The following is a 14643-nucleotide window of genomic DNA, read 5'->3' on the forward strand; positions in this document are numbered from 1 at the left end:
GGCGTCGCCGCCCCGACGTGCGGGTCCACCCGATCGGAACGGGCGTGTCACCATGATCCCCGCGTGCGCCGTCACGCGCCACCGCCGTCCCTCCCCAGGAGTACGCGTGCCCGACGCCGGCCCGACCGCCGTGCTTCCGCGCCGCCCCCTCACGGTCGGCGAGCTGCTGGACTCCGCGGTCCTGCTGCTGCGCGCCCAGGCCCGGGTGCTGGTGCCGGTCGCCCTCGCGCTGGCCGTGGCCGAGCAGCTCCTGCTGTACCCGCTGCGCCTCTTCGCTGGCACGGCGCCGCCCGTGTGGTTCCTGGAGTCCGGGCGGTTCGGGGCGTACTGGCTGCTGCTGGCGGTGGGCGCGGCGACCGAGGCGGTGGTCGTCCTGCTGCTGGGCAACCCGGCCGCCCGCGCCGCCGGGGCCGCGCTGCTCGGCCGTACGGTCGGGGCCCGGGAGCTGCTCCGCCCGGCCAGCGCGCGCTGGGGCGCCACCCTGCTGCTGGCCGTCCTGGTCGGCGTGGTGATGTGTGGGTTCGCGCTGTTCGGGCCGGTCTGGATCGTCGGTTTCGCCCTGCTCGGCGCCGTGGCGCCGGCGCTGGTCGTGGACCGGGTGCACCCGCTGCGCGCCCCGTTGCGCTCCGCCGCCCTGGCCGTCCGGGGCGCCGGCCGGGCCGGCTGGATCCGGCTGCTCGGCTACCTGGTGTGGTGGATCGTGCGCCTGGGCCTCGGCATCGGCGTCTACCTCGGGCTGGACTCGTTCGACCTCGTCGACCGGGCCTGGGCCGGCTGGCTGTCGCTGGCCGTCTGGGCGGGCGTGAACGCCGTCGCCTACCCGGCCCTGGCCTGCCTCGACGCGGTGCTGCACCTGGAGACCCGGATGCGTACCGAGGGACTGGACATCCGGCTCTCCCGGGCCAGGGCGGGCACGCCCGAGGCTGTCCTGCTGGCGGCCGGGCGATGAGCTTCAGCCGGTGGTGGACCGAGACCACGGCGGCGCTCGGCGACCGGGTGCCGCTGCCCCTGGTCGCGCTGCTGCTGGTGCTCGCCACGGTGCTGGTCGCGGTCGGCTGGTACACGTTCCCGGCCTGGATCCCCCGGCGGCTGCCCCGGCTGCGCCGGCGCTGCAGGCCCGCGCCGCCGGAGGCCGCCGGGCAGCCGGTCGTCCCCGCGCCCCGCGAGCCGGAGCTGGCGGCCGCCGCGTACGTCTCCCTCGCGGACCGGCTCGCCGCCGAGGGCCGGTACGCCGAGGCCGTCCGGGAGCGGCTGCGGGCGATGGTCCGGGAGCTGGCCGCCCGCCGCGTGGTGCAGCCGCAGCCCGGCATGACCGTCGTCGAGCTGGTACGCGCCGCGACGGACAGCCGGCCGCAGGTGGGCCCGCCGCTCGGCGCCGCCGGGGCGGTCTTCTCCGAGGTCTGGTACGGCCAGCGCCCCGCCTCCGTCGAGCACGACCACCGGATGCGGGAGCACGCCGCCGAGCTGGACCGGGTGCTGACCGGGCACCCCGAGGACGGGCCCCGAGCATGAGCGCACCCGCCACCGCCGCCCCGCCGGCCCCACGGACCGCCGCCGCTCCCCAACGCCGCCGGCACCGGCTGCTGATCCCGCTGGGCCTGGCCGCGCTGCTGCTGACCACGACCCTGGTCACCCACGCGGTCGACCAGCCCGACCCCGACGACCGGGGGTTCCTCTCCCCCGTCGCGACCGGGGACGACGGCGGCAGCCGGCTCGCCGACGCGCTGCGCGAGCGGGGCGTCACCGTGCAGCGGGAGACGGAGACGCTGCCGGCGCTGCTGGCCGCCCGCAGCGGTGCGACCACGCTTTTCGTGCCCGCGCCGACCCTGCTGCACCCCGACACGGTCGGCGCGTTGGACTCGCTGCCCTCGACCACCAGGCTGGTGCTGGTGGATCCGCCGCGCCGGGTGCTGGAGGCGGTCGGGCTGCCCGTGGAGCCGGCCGGCCGCCGGTGGGCCGCGCAGGCGGTGGGGCCGGACGCGCGGGGCCTGCCCTGCCCGTTGCCCGAGCTGCGCCAGCTGGGGCGGGCGGCGGTCGGGCTGCAACGCTACGCGGCCACCCCGGGCGCCTCGGCGCCCGTCCGGTTCTGCTTCGCCGACGGGCTCGCCCTGCTGCCCCGGGTCCCCGACGCAACGGTCGTGGTGGGCGCCAGCGACCCGTTCCGCAACGACCGGATCGACGAGTGGGACAACCGGGCGTTCGCCACCGCGCTGCTCGGCGGGCCGGGTCGGGTGGTGTGGCTCGACCTGGACGGCCCCGAACCCCCGCCGGTCTTCGGCAACGGCAGCACCGGCCGCCCGGCCTGGTCGCCCACGCCGGGCGGCTCCACCGGGGACGGCCGACCGGGCAGCGGAGACGGCGACGGCACCGGCACCGGCGACGGGGATCCCGGCGGTCCCGGCGGGAATACCGCCGGCGACAGGAACGACGACGGCGAGGGCGATTCGCGGGCCGACCGGCCCGACCCGCCGGACCCGCTGTGGTCCGCCTTCCCCCGCTGGCTGTGGGCGTTGCTGGCCCAACTCGCCGTGGCCGCCCTGTTGGCCGCGCTCTGGCGGGCCCGGCGGCTCGGCCCGCCGGCCCCCGAGCCGCTGCCGGTCACGGTCCGCTCGGCCGAGACGGTGCTCGGCCGCGCCCGCCTCTACGAGAAGGCCGGTGCCCGGGACGCGGCCGCCCGGACGCTGCGGGCCGCCGCCCTCGACCGCCTGACGCCCCGGTTGCACCTGCCGCCGACCGCGCCGCCGGCCGACGTGGCCGCCGCGGTGGCCGCCCGTACCGGCGACGACCCGCGGTGGACCGACGAGGTGCTGCACGGCGCCGAGCCCGAGACCGACGGGGACCTGCTGGACCTGGCCCGCGCGCTGGACCGGCTCACCCGCGCCGTCGCCCCGCACACCGCCGACGGACCGCCCCCGCCCGCCGGGGCCCCGCACCCGGCCGCGGTGCCGTTCCACGAGGGACCACCTCCGGCCACCGACGGACCGGCCCCGGCCGCCGCGCCGCCCGCCGAGGGGCCGCCACCGCCTGCCGCACCGCATCCGCACCGAGCCGAAGGAGACCCCCGGTGACCCGACCCGCCGGCACCGCCGAGCCGTCGACCATCGAGCCCGTCGACCCGCGCGCCGCCCTGCACCGGCTGCGTACCGAGGTCGCCAAGGCGGTCGTCGGGCAGGACGCGGTCGTCACCGGCCTGGTGATCGCCCTGCTCTGCCGCGGGCACGTGCTGCTGGAGGGCGTACCGGGCGTGGCCAAGACGCTGCTGATCCGCACCGTGGCCACCGCCCTCGACCTGGGCTCCAAGCGGGTGCAGTTCACCCCGGACCTGATGCCGGGCGACGTCACCGGCTCGCTGATCTTCGACCCGCACACCGCCGCCTTCACCTTCCGCGAGGGGCCGGTCTTCACCAACCTCCTGCTCGCCGACGAGATCAACCGGACGCCGCCGAAGACCCAGTCGGCGCTGCTGGAGGTGATGGAGGAGCGGCAGGTCTCGGTGGAGGGCGATCGGCGGCCGCTGCCCGACCCGTTCATCGTCGCCGCCACCCAGAACCCGATCGAGTACGAGGGCACCTACCCGCTGCCGGAGGCGCAGCTCGACCGCTTCCTGCTCAAGCTCACCGTGCCGCTGCCCAACCGGGACGAGGAGTTGGGCGTGCTCCGCGCGCACCACGCCGGCTTCGACCCCCGCGACCTGGCCGCTGCCGGCGTACGGCCGGTGGCCGACGCGGCCGACCTGGCGGCTGCCCGGGCGGCGGTCGGCCGGGTGCACGTGGCCGAGCCGCTCTTCGGCTACATCGTCGACCTCTGCCGGGCCACCCGCAACACCCCGGCGCTGGAGCTGGGCGCCTCGCCCCGGGGCGCGACGGCGCTGCTCAACACCGCCAAGGCGTGGGCCTGGCTGGCCGGCCGCGACCACGTCGTACCGGACGACGTGAAGGCGGTCGCCCGGCCGACGCTGCGGCACCGGCTGCGGCTGCGCCCCGAGGTGGAGTTGGAGGGCGTCGGCGTGGACGCGGTGCTGGACACGGTGCTCGCCACCGTGCCGACGCCGCGATGACCTGGCGGGCGGCGCTCCTGCTGGCGGTCGGCGCGCTGACCCTGCCGGCCTGGCCGGCGCCGTTCGTCGGGCTGCTGGTGATGACCGGGGCGGTGCTGCTGCTGGTGCTGCTCGACCGGGCGCTGGCCGCGCCGCCGGGTGCGCTCACGGCCGCCCGGCAGGGGGACCGCGCGGTCCGGCTCGGCGGCACCGCCACCGTCGCGCTGCTGCTGCACAACCCCTCCGGCCGTACGCTGCGGGCCAAGGTCCGCGACGCCTGGGTGCCCTCCGCCGGCGCCCGCCCCGACGTGCCCCCGTCGCGGCTCGTACGCGTCGATCCCGGCGTGACCGTGGCGCTGCCCAGCCGGCTGACCCCGCTGCGGCGGGGCGACCGGCCGGCGGTGGCGCTGACGGTGCGCTCGTTCGGGCCGCTGGGGCTGGGATTCCGGCAGCGCTCCGGCCGGCCGGCCACGCCGCCGTGGACGCTGCGCGTGCTGCCGCGCTTCGACTCCCGCCGGCACCTGCCGGAGAAGCTGTCCCGGCTGCGGGTCATCGACGGCACCCAGGTGAGCCGCGGGCGGGGCCAGGGCACCGAGTTCGACACCCTCCGCGAGTACGTGGTCGGCGACGACGTGCGCTCGATCGACTGGCGGGCGAGCGCGCGCCGGGCCGACGTGCTGGTGCGTACGTGGCGGCCGGAGCGGGACCGCCGGCTGCTGTGCGTGCTGGACACCGGGCGGACCTCGGCGGTGCGGGTCGGCGACGAGCCCCGGCTGGACACCGCCATCGACGCCGCCCTGCTGCTCACCGCCCTCGCCGCCCGCGCCGGCGACCGGGTTGACGTGCTCGCGGCCGACACGGCCGTACGGGCCACGGTCACCGGCACGGGCGGGCCGGCCCTACTGCCGCGCGTGGTGCACGCCCTCGCCCCGCTCCAGCCGACGCTGGCGGAGACGGACTTCGACCTGATCGCCGGCGAGCTGCTGCGCCGGCAGCGCCAGCGCAGCCTGGTGGTGCTCTTCACGGCGCTGGAGGCGGGCGCCCTCGGCGAGGGGCTGCTGCCGGTGCTCCCCCGGCTCGCCGGCCGGCACCGGGTGGTGGTCGCGGCGACGCACGATCCGGTGCTGACCGCCCTCACCACCGCCGTCCCGCAGCGCCCGGCGGACGCCTACGCCGCCGCGGCGGCCTGGCGGGCCCTGGCCGAACGCGACCGCGTCCGCACCGCCCTGGGTCGCCACGGCGTGACGGTCGTGGACGCCCCGGCGGGCCGCCTGGCCTCCACGCTGGCCGACACCTACCTGCGCCTCAAGGCCCTCGGTCAGCTCTGAGGCGGCTTGGGGCCGCACCGAGGGTCAGCGTCCCGGGTGGAGATCGAGTACGTCGTCCCCGTCGTGCGCGCCGGAGGGTGCGGCACCCGCGCGGCGGCCGAGGAGCACCACGTACGCCAGGAAGGCGAGCCAGACGGCGGCGCCCACGGCGACGCGCAGCGGGACCGGCACGGGCGCCGGGGTCACGAACGCCTCGATGACGGCGGAGACCGCGAAGAGCCCCACCAGCCCGACCGCGACCAGGACTCCCTCGCGGCCGGCCCGGGCCACCGCCTGCCCCCGGGTGAGCTGTGTCGGTGGCGCGATCCAGGACCAGCCGATGCGCAGGCCCACGCCGGCGGCCACGAAGACCCCGGTGAGTTCCAGCAGCCCGTGCGGGGTGATCAGGCCGAAGAAGACGTCCGCGCGGCCGTAGGCGACCATCACCCCGCCGACCACGCCGATGTTGAGGGCGTTCTGCCAGAGCAGGTAGAGCACCGGCACGATCAGCACCCCGGCGGCGAGGCACTGGGCGGCGAGCCAGGCGTTGTGCGTCCACAGGTGGAAGGCGAAGGTCGGCGCGGCGTACTCGGTGTAGTAGCCGGCGAACCCGGACTCGACCAGGTCGGCGGCCGCCTCGTCGCCGATGAAGGCCGCCGCCGTCTGCGGGTTGTCGGCCACGTACCAGATCAGGAAGAGGCTGAGCAGGGTGAAGCCCGTCGCCACCCCGCACCACCAGGGCCAGGCGCGGTAGACGGCGGCGGGGAAGCCGGCCACGAGGAACCGCCCGACCGCCGCCCACGACGGGCGCGGTCGGCCGGTGAGCCGGGCGCGGGCACGCAGCACCACCTGGGAGAGCTGGCTGACCAGCGCCGGGTCGGGTGAGCGGCTGCGCAGCACCGACAGCTGGGTGGTGGCCCGCTGGTAGAGAGCGACCAGCTCGTCGACCTCGGCGGCGTCGAGCCGGCCGCGCCCGGAGAGCTCCTCCAGCCGTCGCCACTGTCCGCCGTGTTCCGCGACGTACGCGTCGAGATCCACCGTCACCCCCGTCCGGGGATCATAGTGTTCACTGTCGGGGTGAGAGCACAACCGCGACCCGCACCGTGGGCAGACGCCGGGCTGGTCAGCGGGGAGGCCGTGGAACTGGACGTCCGGGCCGCCCGGATCGGCTCCCGGGTGCTCGCGCTGCTGCTCGACGTCCTGGCCCAGGCGGCCCTCATGCTGGCGCTGTCCATGAGCGTCGGCGCCGCGCTCCTCGGCCTGCCCGACGGGCTGGTCGACGGCGCCCTGGCCGGCGGGCTCGCGACGGTGGGCCTGATCCTGGTGCTGGTCGGCTACCCGGTGCTGTGCGAGCGCTTCAACCACGGCCGCACGCTGGGCAAGATGGCCGTCGGGCTGCGCGTGGTCAGCGCCGACGGCGCCCCGGTCGCCGCGCGGCAGTCGTTGATCCGGGCGCTGGTCGGCGTGGCCGTGGAGTGGCCCGGCCTGGTGCTGCCGCTGCTGAGCTGGGTGGCCGGGGTGTCGGTGATGCTGACCGACCGGCGCGGGCGTCGGCTGGGCGACCTGGTGGCGGGCACGCTGGTCGTGCACACCCGCGCGGCGACCGCCTGGCGGCCGGTTCCGACGGCGGTGCCCGCGCTGGCCGGCTGGGCCTGCACGGCGGACCTCAGCCGGCTGGACGACGGCCTGGCGTTGGCCGCCCGGCAGTACCTGGCGCGGGTGCACCAGCTCGCGGAGCCGGCGCGCGGGCGGCTGGGGCGCGGCCTGTGGACCGAGGTCTCCGCGGTGATCGCGCCGCCCCCGCCCGCGGGCATGCCCGAGTCGGTCTACCTGGCCGCGGTCCTCGGCGAGCGACACCGACGGGCGCGGTACCGGCTGGCGTTCGGCCGGACGGCCGCCGCGTCGCTCTGGCCCGAACTGGTGCTCGCGCCGCCCGCACCCGCGAACCCGATCCGGCCGCCGGCGCCCGACCTCGCGCCGGTGCCCCGGACCGCCATGCCGGCGCAGGCCACGCCCGCGCAGGCCGTGGCGGCGCGGGCCGTTCCGGCGGTACGGCCCGCGGCTGCCCCGTCGGCGTGGGACGGCGGCGGGTCGGTCCCCGACGCCGGCAGCTGAGCGGGCTGGACGGTCGCCCCGAACCGTCCGGGGGGAGGCGGGCCGCGCGTCGATTGTGGCAGGATCCGGCTCGCCCCTACCGAGACAGGATCACCGTGGCCGACGACCTGTTCACCCCCACGATCGCGCCGGCGGCGTACGAGACGCGGCGCCCGCCGTGGCGGCCCCAGTCGTTGATCTTTCCCGCCGTCTTCGGCGGCCCGACGGCCGTCACCGTGCTCGCCCTGCTCAACGGGCGCCGGCTCGGAGTGTCCCGCCCGGCGCAGTTGGCGGTGCTCGGCACCGGGCTGGCCGGGCTGCTCGCCCGGCTGACGATGACGCTCGCGATCGTCGACGACGGGGCCGGCCGACCCGTACGGCTGGTGGGGGCGCTGGCCGGCGCGCTGGTCTGGCTGGTGGCCGCCGCCACGCAGAACCGCCTGTTCCGGTCGTACGAGCTGCGTGGCGGCCAGCCCGCGTCGTTGTGGCTGCCCGGCCTCGGGGCGGTGCTGGTGCTCGGCTTCACCGAGGCCGTCCTGGTCTTCCTGGTGGCCGTCGCGTGACCGGCCCGGAGACGCAGCTCGCCCGGGTCGCCCACCTGCTGGAGGTGAACCGCCCGGAGCAGGCCCTGACGGAGGTCGACCGGCTGCCCGCCCCGCTGGCCACCAGCCGGCTCGCGTTCCGGCTGCGGGCGGGCGCGCTGACCGTGCTCGACCGCTGGGACGACGTGGTGACCGTGGCGCGGCAGGGGCTCGCCGAGCACGGCCCGGACGCCGAACTGCTCGGCCGGCTCGGCCTCGCGCTGCGCCACCGCCGCGAGCACGCCCTCGCCGAGCGGGCGCTGCTCGACGCGCTCGCCATCGAGCCGGAGAACCCGTGGCTGCTCTGCCAGTACGCCGACCTCTGCTCGGCCGCCGGCCAGCCGGACAAGGCGGAACGCCTGGTGGCCCGCGCGGCGGCGATCGCGCCGGACGCGCCGGCCGTCTTCGCCTCGCGGTTCCAGCTCGCGTACGCCCGGGGTGACGACCGGGCGGCCGAGCGGGTGGCCCGGGAGTTCCTCGGGGCGTGGCCGGGCAACCCCGTGGCCCTCGCCCTGCACGGCGTCGCCGCCGCCCAGCGCGGCCGGGTGGGCGCCGCGCACCGCGCCTTCGGGCAGGCGTCGGCACAGGACCCGACCGACGCCGACTACGCCGACGCCGCCTGGGAGACCCGGGTGTACGCGCACCCGCTGCTGCTGCCGTTGCGTCCGCTCTACCGGCTGGGGATCCTGCGCACCTGGCTGCTCGCGGTCGGCGTGATCGTGCTGCTCTCGGCGGCCGGCCTGGACGTGCTCGGCGGCCTGTTCGCCCTGGCCTGGATGCTCTTCTGCGTCTGGTCGTGGATCGCTCCGCCGCTGGTCCGCCGGATGGTGCTCGGCCGGTGGCGGTCGTGAGGGCGTTCGGGCCGTGGCTGGCCGTCCTCGCCGTGGTGCTGCTGCTCGACGCGCTGCGCCTGCGCGTGCTGGCCGCCGTGGTGTCGGTGGCGTGGCTCGCCTGGTGCGTGTGGAGCTGGGTCCGCCCCGCCCGCCGCCGCTCGCACCGGGACTGACCGCCCGGCGGCACGCGTCCGCCCGCGCGGCAACGCCGGCCGGCTCGCCCCCGTGCCGGCGGCGCGCCCGCCCCCGGAAAAGCCGACCGGGCCGGCCGCTCGGCGGGGAGCGGTCGGCCCGGTCGGTGCGGCCGGGATCAGTACCGGTAGTGCTCCGGCTTGAACGGGCCCTCCACGGAGACGCCGAGGTAGGACGCCTGCTCCTTGGTCAGGGTGCTCAGCTTGGCGCCGAGCGCCTCGAGGTGCAGCCGGGCGACCTTCTCGTCGAGGTGCTTGGGCAGCACGTAGACGCCGATCGGGTATTCCTCGGTCTTGGTGAACAGCTCGATCTGGGCGATCGTCTGGTTGGCGAACGAGTTCGACATCACGAAGCTCGGGTGGCCGGTGGCGTTGCCCAGGTTCAGCAGGCGGCCCTCCGACAGCACGATGATGGCGTGCCCGTCGGCGAACTTCCAGAGGTCGACCTGCGGCTTGATGTTGACCCGCTCGACGTCGGAACGCTTCGCCAGGCCGGCCATGTCGATCTCGTTGTCGAAGTGGCCGATGTTGCCGACGATGGCCTGGTGCTTCATCCGGGCCATGTGCTCGTTGGTGATGACGTCGAAGCAGCCGGTGGCGGTGATGAAGATGTCGGCCTGCTCGACCACGTCGTCCAGGGTGGCGACCTGGTAGCCGTCCATCGCCGCCTGGAGTGCGCAGATCGGGTCGACCTCGGTCACCACGACCCGGGCGCCCTGCCCGCGCAGCGACTCGGCGCAGCCCTTGCCGACGTCGCCGTAGCCGAGCACGACCGCCATCTTGCCGCCGATCAGCACGTCGGTGGCGCGGTTGATGCCGTCGATCAGCGAGTGGCGGCAGCCGTACTTGTTGTCGAACTTGCTCTTCGTCACCGAGTCGTTGACGTTGATGGCGGGGAAGAGCAGGGTGCCGGCCCGGTGCATCTCGTAGAGCCGGTGCACGCCGGTGGTGGTCTCCTCGGTCACGCCCTTGATGCCGGCGGCGATCCGGGTCCACCGCTGGCCGTCCTCGGCGAGCGAGCGGTGGAGCACGCCGAGGATGACCGCGTACTCCTCGGAGTCGGCGGACTCGACCGGCGGGACGGCGCCGGCCTTCTCGAACTCGGCGCCCTTGTGCACCAGCAGGGTGGCGTCGCCGCCGTCGTCGAGGATCATGTTCGGGCCCTGCCCGTCGGGCCAGGTGAGCACCCGCTCGGTGCACCACCAGTACTCCTCCAGGCTCTCGCCCTTCCAGGCGTAGACCGGAACGCCGGCCGGGGCCTCGGGGGTGCCGTCGGGGCCGACCACGATCGCGGCGGCGGCGTGGTCCTGGGTGGAGAAGATGTTGCAGGACGCCCAGCGGACCTGCGCGCCGAGCGCGACCAGGGTCTCGATCAGGACGGCGGTCTGGATGGTCATGTGCAGCGACCCGGTGATCCGGGCACCGGCGAGCGGCTGGGCGTCGGCGAACTCACGACGGATCGCCATCAGGCCGGGCATCTCGTGCTCGGCGAGCTGGATCTCCTTGCGCCCGAACTCGGCGAGCGACAGATCCGCCACCTTGTAGTCGCCCTCGGCGAGAGTGCTCGGCCGGGCCTCGGACGGCGTGCCACTGGCGGACGCCGGGAGGGTGCTGGTCATGGAATCTCCTGTCGGACGATGTGCTGCGCGACCATTCACCTTACGCTCGCGAGCCGCCGCCGCGAGGACCGGCCGGGTGAAGAGGACACGAAGACATCGGCGGACAGCGCACGGGGCGACCGGTCGTGGACGAAGTCCCGTCCATGGCCGCCCGCCCCGTGCATCCCCCCGGTTTGGTTCCCCCGCGCGCGTTCTCGGACCGTCGTCGCGATAACGCTGCGTACCCATAGAGTCACACTGCGCCAAGGGAGAGTCAAGCTATTCCGGAAAAGTCGGACTCGTGTCGCCGCCCCGGGCGCCGGTCAGCGCAGGCCGCAGCTCGCGACGTACGCCTCCCCCGCGCCGCCCACCCGCAGCGCTCCGGCGGTCGCGCTGCCGACGGCGGCCCGACCGGGCCCGAGCGTCACCGCGCCGGCCCCATCGTCGACCGAGACCTCGCCGGAGCGGCAGAGCACCACCCGGGGCCCCGGCACCTCGACCGTCACCTGCGGCAGCCCCGCGTCCACCGTCACCCGGTGCAGCGCGAAGTCCTCCACCGGCACCGGCCAGGTGACCAGCCCCGGGGCCACCTCCAGCGGCGGCACCACCGGGTCGTGGAGCACCTCGAAGCGCAGCACCCGCAGCAGCTCCTCGACGTCCACCCGCTTCGGCGTCAGCCCGCCGCGCAGCACGTTGTCGCTGGCCGCCATGATCTCCACGCCGGTCCCGCGCAGGTAGGCATGCAGGTTGCCGGCCGGCATCCAGATCGCCTCGCCGGGCGCCAGCCGCACCCGGTTGAGCAGCATCGCCACCAGCACCCCGGGGTCGCCCGGGTAGGCCGCGGCCAGGTTCCGAGCCAGCTCCGCGTCAGGCCCCGCGACCGGCGCCGACGCCACGGCCGCCACCAGCGCGTCGCGCCGGTCGACCGGCCAGGTCAGCAGCAGCCGTACGGCCTCGCGCAGGCCGGCCGGGCCGGTGCGCAGCGCCGCCAGCACCGGCTCCAGCGGGGGTACGCCGAAACCGGTCAGCACCGCCGCCGAGGCGGCCGGGTCCCGGAAACCGCAGAGCGCCTCCATCGGCGAGAGCGCCACCAGCAGCTCCGGCTTGTGGTACGGGTCGACGTAGTTGCGCTGCCCGTCGGGGCGGGCCGCGTCGGCGGCGTGCCCGGCGCGGGCCTGCTCGGCGTCCGGGTGCGCCTGGAGGCTCAGCGGGGCGTCGGCGGCGAGCACCTTGAGCAGGAACGGCAGCCGGGTGCCGAACCGGCCGACCAGCCGCTCGCCGAGCCAGTGGTCCGGCTCGGCGAGCAGCAGGTCGGTCAGGCTCACCCGGTTGCCGTCGCGGTCGACCGCGGCCGGGGCGCCCGGGTGGGCGCCCAGCCACAGTTCGGCCTCCGGGCCGTCGCTCGGCACCGGCCGCCCCTGCAACTCGGCGATGGCCGAGCGGGACCCCCAGGCGTAGTCGCGGATCGGACCGTGCAGCAGTTCCACCGGTCAGCTCCCGGGCCGCCCGGCGGCCTCACCCGGCTCGGCCCCCGCCGCGGCGGACGACGCCGCGCCGGCGCCCGCACGCTCGGCGGCGACGCTGTAGATGTCCGGCTCCAGGTAGATCACCCGGGCCGTCGGCACGGCGGCGCGGATCCGGGTCTCGACGGTGTTGATGCTGCGGGCCAGCACCTCCGCGGTGACGCCCGCCGGCACGGCCACCTTGGCGGCCACCATCAGCTCCTCAGGACCGAGGTAGAGCGTCTTCATGTGGATGATCCGCTCGAACTCCGGCCCGTCGGTGACCGCCTTCTCGATCACCGCGACGTCCTGCGCCTCGGCGCCCTCGCCGAGCAGCAGACTCTTGGTCTCGATGGCGAGGATGATCGCGATCGCCACCAGCAGCACACCGATCATCGCGGTGCCGACCGCGTCCCACCGGCCGTTGCCGGTGATCAGCGTCATGCCGACGCCGAAGAGCGCGAAGACCAGACCGACCAGCGCGCCCAGGTCCTCCAGCAGCACCACCGGCAGCTCGGGGGCCTTGGCCCGCCGCACGAACTTCACCCAGGACTGGTTGCCCCGGACGAGGTTGGACTCGACGATCGCGGTGCGGAAGGAGAACGTCTCCATGATGATCGCCGCCACCAGCACCACGACCGGCACCCAGTGCCACGAGGTGATGCCCTCCTCGTGCGACCACTTGTGGTACGCCTCGTAGAGGGCGAACAGGCCACCGACGCTGAACAGCACGATGGACACGATGAACGCGTAGATGTAGCGCTCCCGGCCGTAGCCGAAGGGGTGCTGCGGGGTGGCCGCACGCTTGGCCCGCCGTCCACCGAGCAGCAGCAGACCCTGGTTGCCGGAGTCGGCCACCGAGTGGATCGACTCCGCCAGCATCGACGACGATCCGGTCAGCAGGAACGCGACGAACTTGGTGACGGCGATGCCGGCGTTGGCCAGCAGGGCGGCGACGATCGCCTTCGTACCACCGTTGGCGCTCACGCGGTCGCTCCGTCGCGTCGCGCGGCCCCGCCGGGCGTCGGCGCGGTGCGCCGCTCGGCCCGTTCCCTGCTATCGCTCACTGGTTTGCCAGCTCCTTCATTTCCGTGATGGCCGGTACGGCCATCGGGTCCAGTCCGTGGGCCAGGGCGAGGTAGATCGAGGCGAAGTCCGGCACGGCGACCAGCGAGGCGAGCCGTTCCAGCGCGGAGCCGCCCTCGGCTGTCACCACGTCGCAGCGCACGCCCCGCCGCTCGGCGAGGGTCTGTACCGCGTCCGCGCGGCGCTCCTCGACGTCGAGCGGCTCGTCGGCGTCGTCCTCCGGGTTCAGCCCGCCGTCGCGCAGCAGGACCAACCGCAGCCGGGTGCCCGACGGCTCCTCCTCGTCGGGGTCGGCGAAGATGTCCCGCTCCCCCTCCGCCAGGCCGCCGAAGACGCCGTCGAGCAGGCCGACCCGACCACGCCCCGCCTCGCCGAGCGCACCGCTGACCACCGGGTAGCGGGCGTTGGCGGACAGGGTGTCGCCGAAGCGGCGGGCCGCGACGGTCGCCAGCGGCGACGAGCCCCAGACGATCGGCACCGAGCCGGCCAGGCCCAGGGCCAGCGACTTCGCCGGGTTGACGAAGGACTCGGCCGTCGGACGGCAGCGGTCGGCCTCCGCGTCCAGCCGGGCCGCGGTCTCCGCCAGGTCCGCCTCGTTGACCTTCACGAGGCCGAGCGTACGGGCGGCGAGCAGGACCGGCACGGTGAGCGCCCAGAGGCTGGCCCGGGCCGGGGCGCGCCGGGGCACCGGGATGAACGGCGCCCGGGCCCGCTCGGCCACGGACTGCAACTGCGAGTCGGGCGCGCCGACGGCGACCAGCCGGGCGCCCCGCCGGTGCGCGGCCTCGGCGGCGCCCAGCGCCTCGGGGCTGCGGCCGGAGGCGCTGACGGCGATCACCACGTCGGCGGCGCCCACCCAGCCGGGCACGCCGGCGCTGCGGTGCGGGATGACCGGCACCGGGCAGCGCGGCCCGGCCACGGTGGCCAGCACGTCGCCCGTACGCCCGGCGGTGCCGATGCCCGCGATGACGACCGCGCGGGGGCGGCCCTCGTCGGCGAGCACCTGGAGGTTGGCCTCGGCGGCCAGGGCGGCCGTCTCGCGGACCTGCGCCCCGGCGGAGGCGGTGTGCCGCAGCATGCCGCCCGGGTCGTGCTCGGCCAGCGCGGCCGGGTCGTCGAGGAGTGCCTCGTCGGGCTCGCGGCGGCCGCTGACCCCGGCCGTACCGTCGATCATGACTGCTCCGAAGGGCCGCGCGCCTCGTCCAGCAGCAGCACCGGCACGTCGTCGCGGACCTCGAAGATCCGGCCGCACTCGGTGCAGGTCAGCGTCTGCGCCTGCGCGTCGTAGTCGAGCGGGGCGTGATGCGTGTCCGGACAGGCGAGGATTTCCAGCAACTGCGGGTCCAGGGCCACGGCGCGGCTCCTTCCACGTATGCGGTTTCACCGATCGACGGTGCCGACCGGCGCAGGCGATC

General features: G+C 76.0%; 15 protein-coding genes. 9 read left to right on the forward strand and 6 right to left on the reverse strand.

Going from position 1 to position 14643, the window contains the following annotated elements:
• The first annotated feature begins 106 nt into the window (after positions 1 to 106).
• From ACTMS2_RS04795 to ACTMS2_RS04815, 5 genes are read left to right on the forward strand one after another with little or no spacing between them, the layout of a single operon-like run.
• On the forward strand, positions 107 to 949 hold the full coding sequence (locus tag ACTMS2_RS04795; RefSeq protein ID WP_441174290.1) for a hypothetical protein: 843 nt from the start codon (positions 107 to 109) through the stop codon (positions 947 to 949).
• Positions 946 to 1512, forward strand: coding sequence for a DUF4129 domain-containing protein (locus tag ACTMS2_RS04800; protein ID WP_441174291.1), 567 nt, complete (start codon positions 946 to 948; stop codon positions 1510 to 1512). Before ACTMS2_RS04795 ends, ACTMS2_RS04800 begins: the two co-directional genes overlap by 4 nt.
• Positions 1509 to 3068: a DUF4350 domain-containing protein gene (locus tag ACTMS2_RS04805; RefSeq protein WP_441174292.1), complete on the forward strand. Its 1560-nt coding sequence runs from the start codon at positions 1509 to 1511 to the stop codon at positions 3066 to 3068. The genes ACTMS2_RS04800 and ACTMS2_RS04805 overlap by 4 nt, the downstream gene beginning before the upstream one ends.
• Entirely contained in the window at positions 3065 to 4057 is a 993-nt protein-coding gene (locus ACTMS2_RS04810; RefSeq protein ID WP_363624103.1) for an AAA family ATPase, read from the forward strand. Before ACTMS2_RS04805 ends, ACTMS2_RS04810 begins: the two co-directional genes overlap by 4 nt.
• Complete coding sequence (locus ACTMS2_RS04815) at positions 4054 to 5364, forward strand: DUF58 domain-containing protein (protein WP_441174293.1); 1311 nt, start codon at positions 4054 to 4056, stop codon at positions 5362 to 5364. The genes ACTMS2_RS04810 and ACTMS2_RS04815 overlap by 4 nt, the downstream gene beginning before the upstream one ends.
• Positions 5365 to 5388: 24 nt before the next feature.
• Here ACTMS2_RS04815 and ACTMS2_RS04820 read toward each other — a convergent pair whose 3' ends face one another.
• The gene (locus ACTMS2_RS04820) at positions 5389 to 6381 is read right to left on the reverse strand and encodes a stage II sporulation protein M (RefSeq protein ID WP_441174294.1); all 993 of its coding nucleotides are present in this window, start codon (positions 6379 to 6381) and stop codon (positions 5389 to 5391) included.
• A gap of 39 nt (positions 6382 to 6420) precedes the next feature.
• Here ACTMS2_RS04820 and ACTMS2_RS04825 point away from each other — a divergent pair, with 39 nt between their 5' ends.
• From ACTMS2_RS04825 to ACTMS2_RS04840, 4 genes are all read left to right on the forward strand, one after another.
• Entirely contained in the window at positions 6421 to 7458 is a 1038-nt protein-coding gene (locus tag ACTMS2_RS04825; RefSeq protein WP_441174295.1) for an RDD family protein, read from the forward strand.
• A gap of 95 nt (positions 7459 to 7553) precedes the next feature.
• Positions 7554 to 8000: a hypothetical protein gene (locus ACTMS2_RS04830; RefSeq protein WP_441174296.1), complete on the forward strand. Its 447-nt coding sequence runs from the start codon at positions 7554 to 7556 to the stop codon at positions 7998 to 8000.
• Entirely contained in the window at positions 7997 to 8869 is an 873-nt protein-coding gene (locus ACTMS2_RS04835; RefSeq protein WP_441174297.1) for a tetratricopeptide repeat protein, read from the forward strand. Before ACTMS2_RS04830 ends, ACTMS2_RS04835 begins: the two co-directional genes overlap by 4 nt.
• Positions 8857 to 9024, forward strand: a complete 168-nt coding sequence (locus ACTMS2_RS04840; protein ID WP_441174298.1) for a hypothetical protein — start codon at positions 8857 to 8859, stop codon at positions 9022 to 9024. Before ACTMS2_RS04835 ends, ACTMS2_RS04840 begins: the two co-directional genes overlap by 13 nt.
• 137 nt (positions 9025 to 9161) lie before the next feature.
• On the opposite strand, the gene ahcY is transcribed toward ACTMS2_RS04840, so the two are convergent.
• The 5 genes from ahcY to ACTMS2_RS04865 form a co-directional block, all read right to left on the reverse strand.
• Positions 9162 to 10661: an adenosylhomocysteinase gene (gene ahcY / locus ACTMS2_RS04845; RefSeq protein ID WP_089001900.1), complete on the reverse strand. Its 1500-nt coding sequence runs from the start codon at positions 10659 to 10661 to the stop codon at positions 9162 to 9164.
• Positions 10662 to 10963: 302 nt separating this feature from the next.
• Positions 10964 to 12127: a mannose-6-phosphate isomerase, class I gene (manA, locus tag ACTMS2_RS04850; RefSeq protein ID WP_441174299.1), complete on the reverse strand. Its 1164-nt coding sequence runs from the start codon at positions 12125 to 12127 to the stop codon at positions 10964 to 10966.
• A 3-nt stretch (positions 12128 to 12130) separates the two neighbouring features.
• Complete coding sequence (locus tag ACTMS2_RS04855; RefSeq protein WP_441174300.1) at positions 12131 to 13129, reverse strand: cation diffusion facilitator family transporter; 999 nt, start codon at positions 13127 to 13129, stop codon at positions 12131 to 12133.
• A 76-nt stretch (positions 13130 to 13205) separates the two neighbouring features.
• A complete protein-coding gene (locus ACTMS2_RS04860) occupies positions 13206 to 14402 on the reverse strand; it encodes an SIS domain-containing protein (protein ID WP_334609861.1) in 1197 nt (398 codons plus the stop codon).
• Entirely contained in the window at positions 14399 to 14581 is a 183-nt protein-coding gene (locus ACTMS2_RS04865) for a Trm112 family protein (protein WP_121396478.1), read from the reverse strand. The genes ACTMS2_RS04860 and ACTMS2_RS04865 overlap by 4 nt, the downstream gene beginning before the upstream one ends.
• Positions 14582 to 14643 lie beyond the last annotated feature (62 nt).

Origin of the sequence: Micromonospora sp. SD12, from assembly GCF_052068495.1 — a bacterium.
In the GTDB taxonomy this organism is placed as follows: domain Bacteria; phylum Actinomycetota; class Actinomycetes; order Mycobacteriales; family Micromonosporaceae; genus Micromonospora; species Micromonospora echinofusca.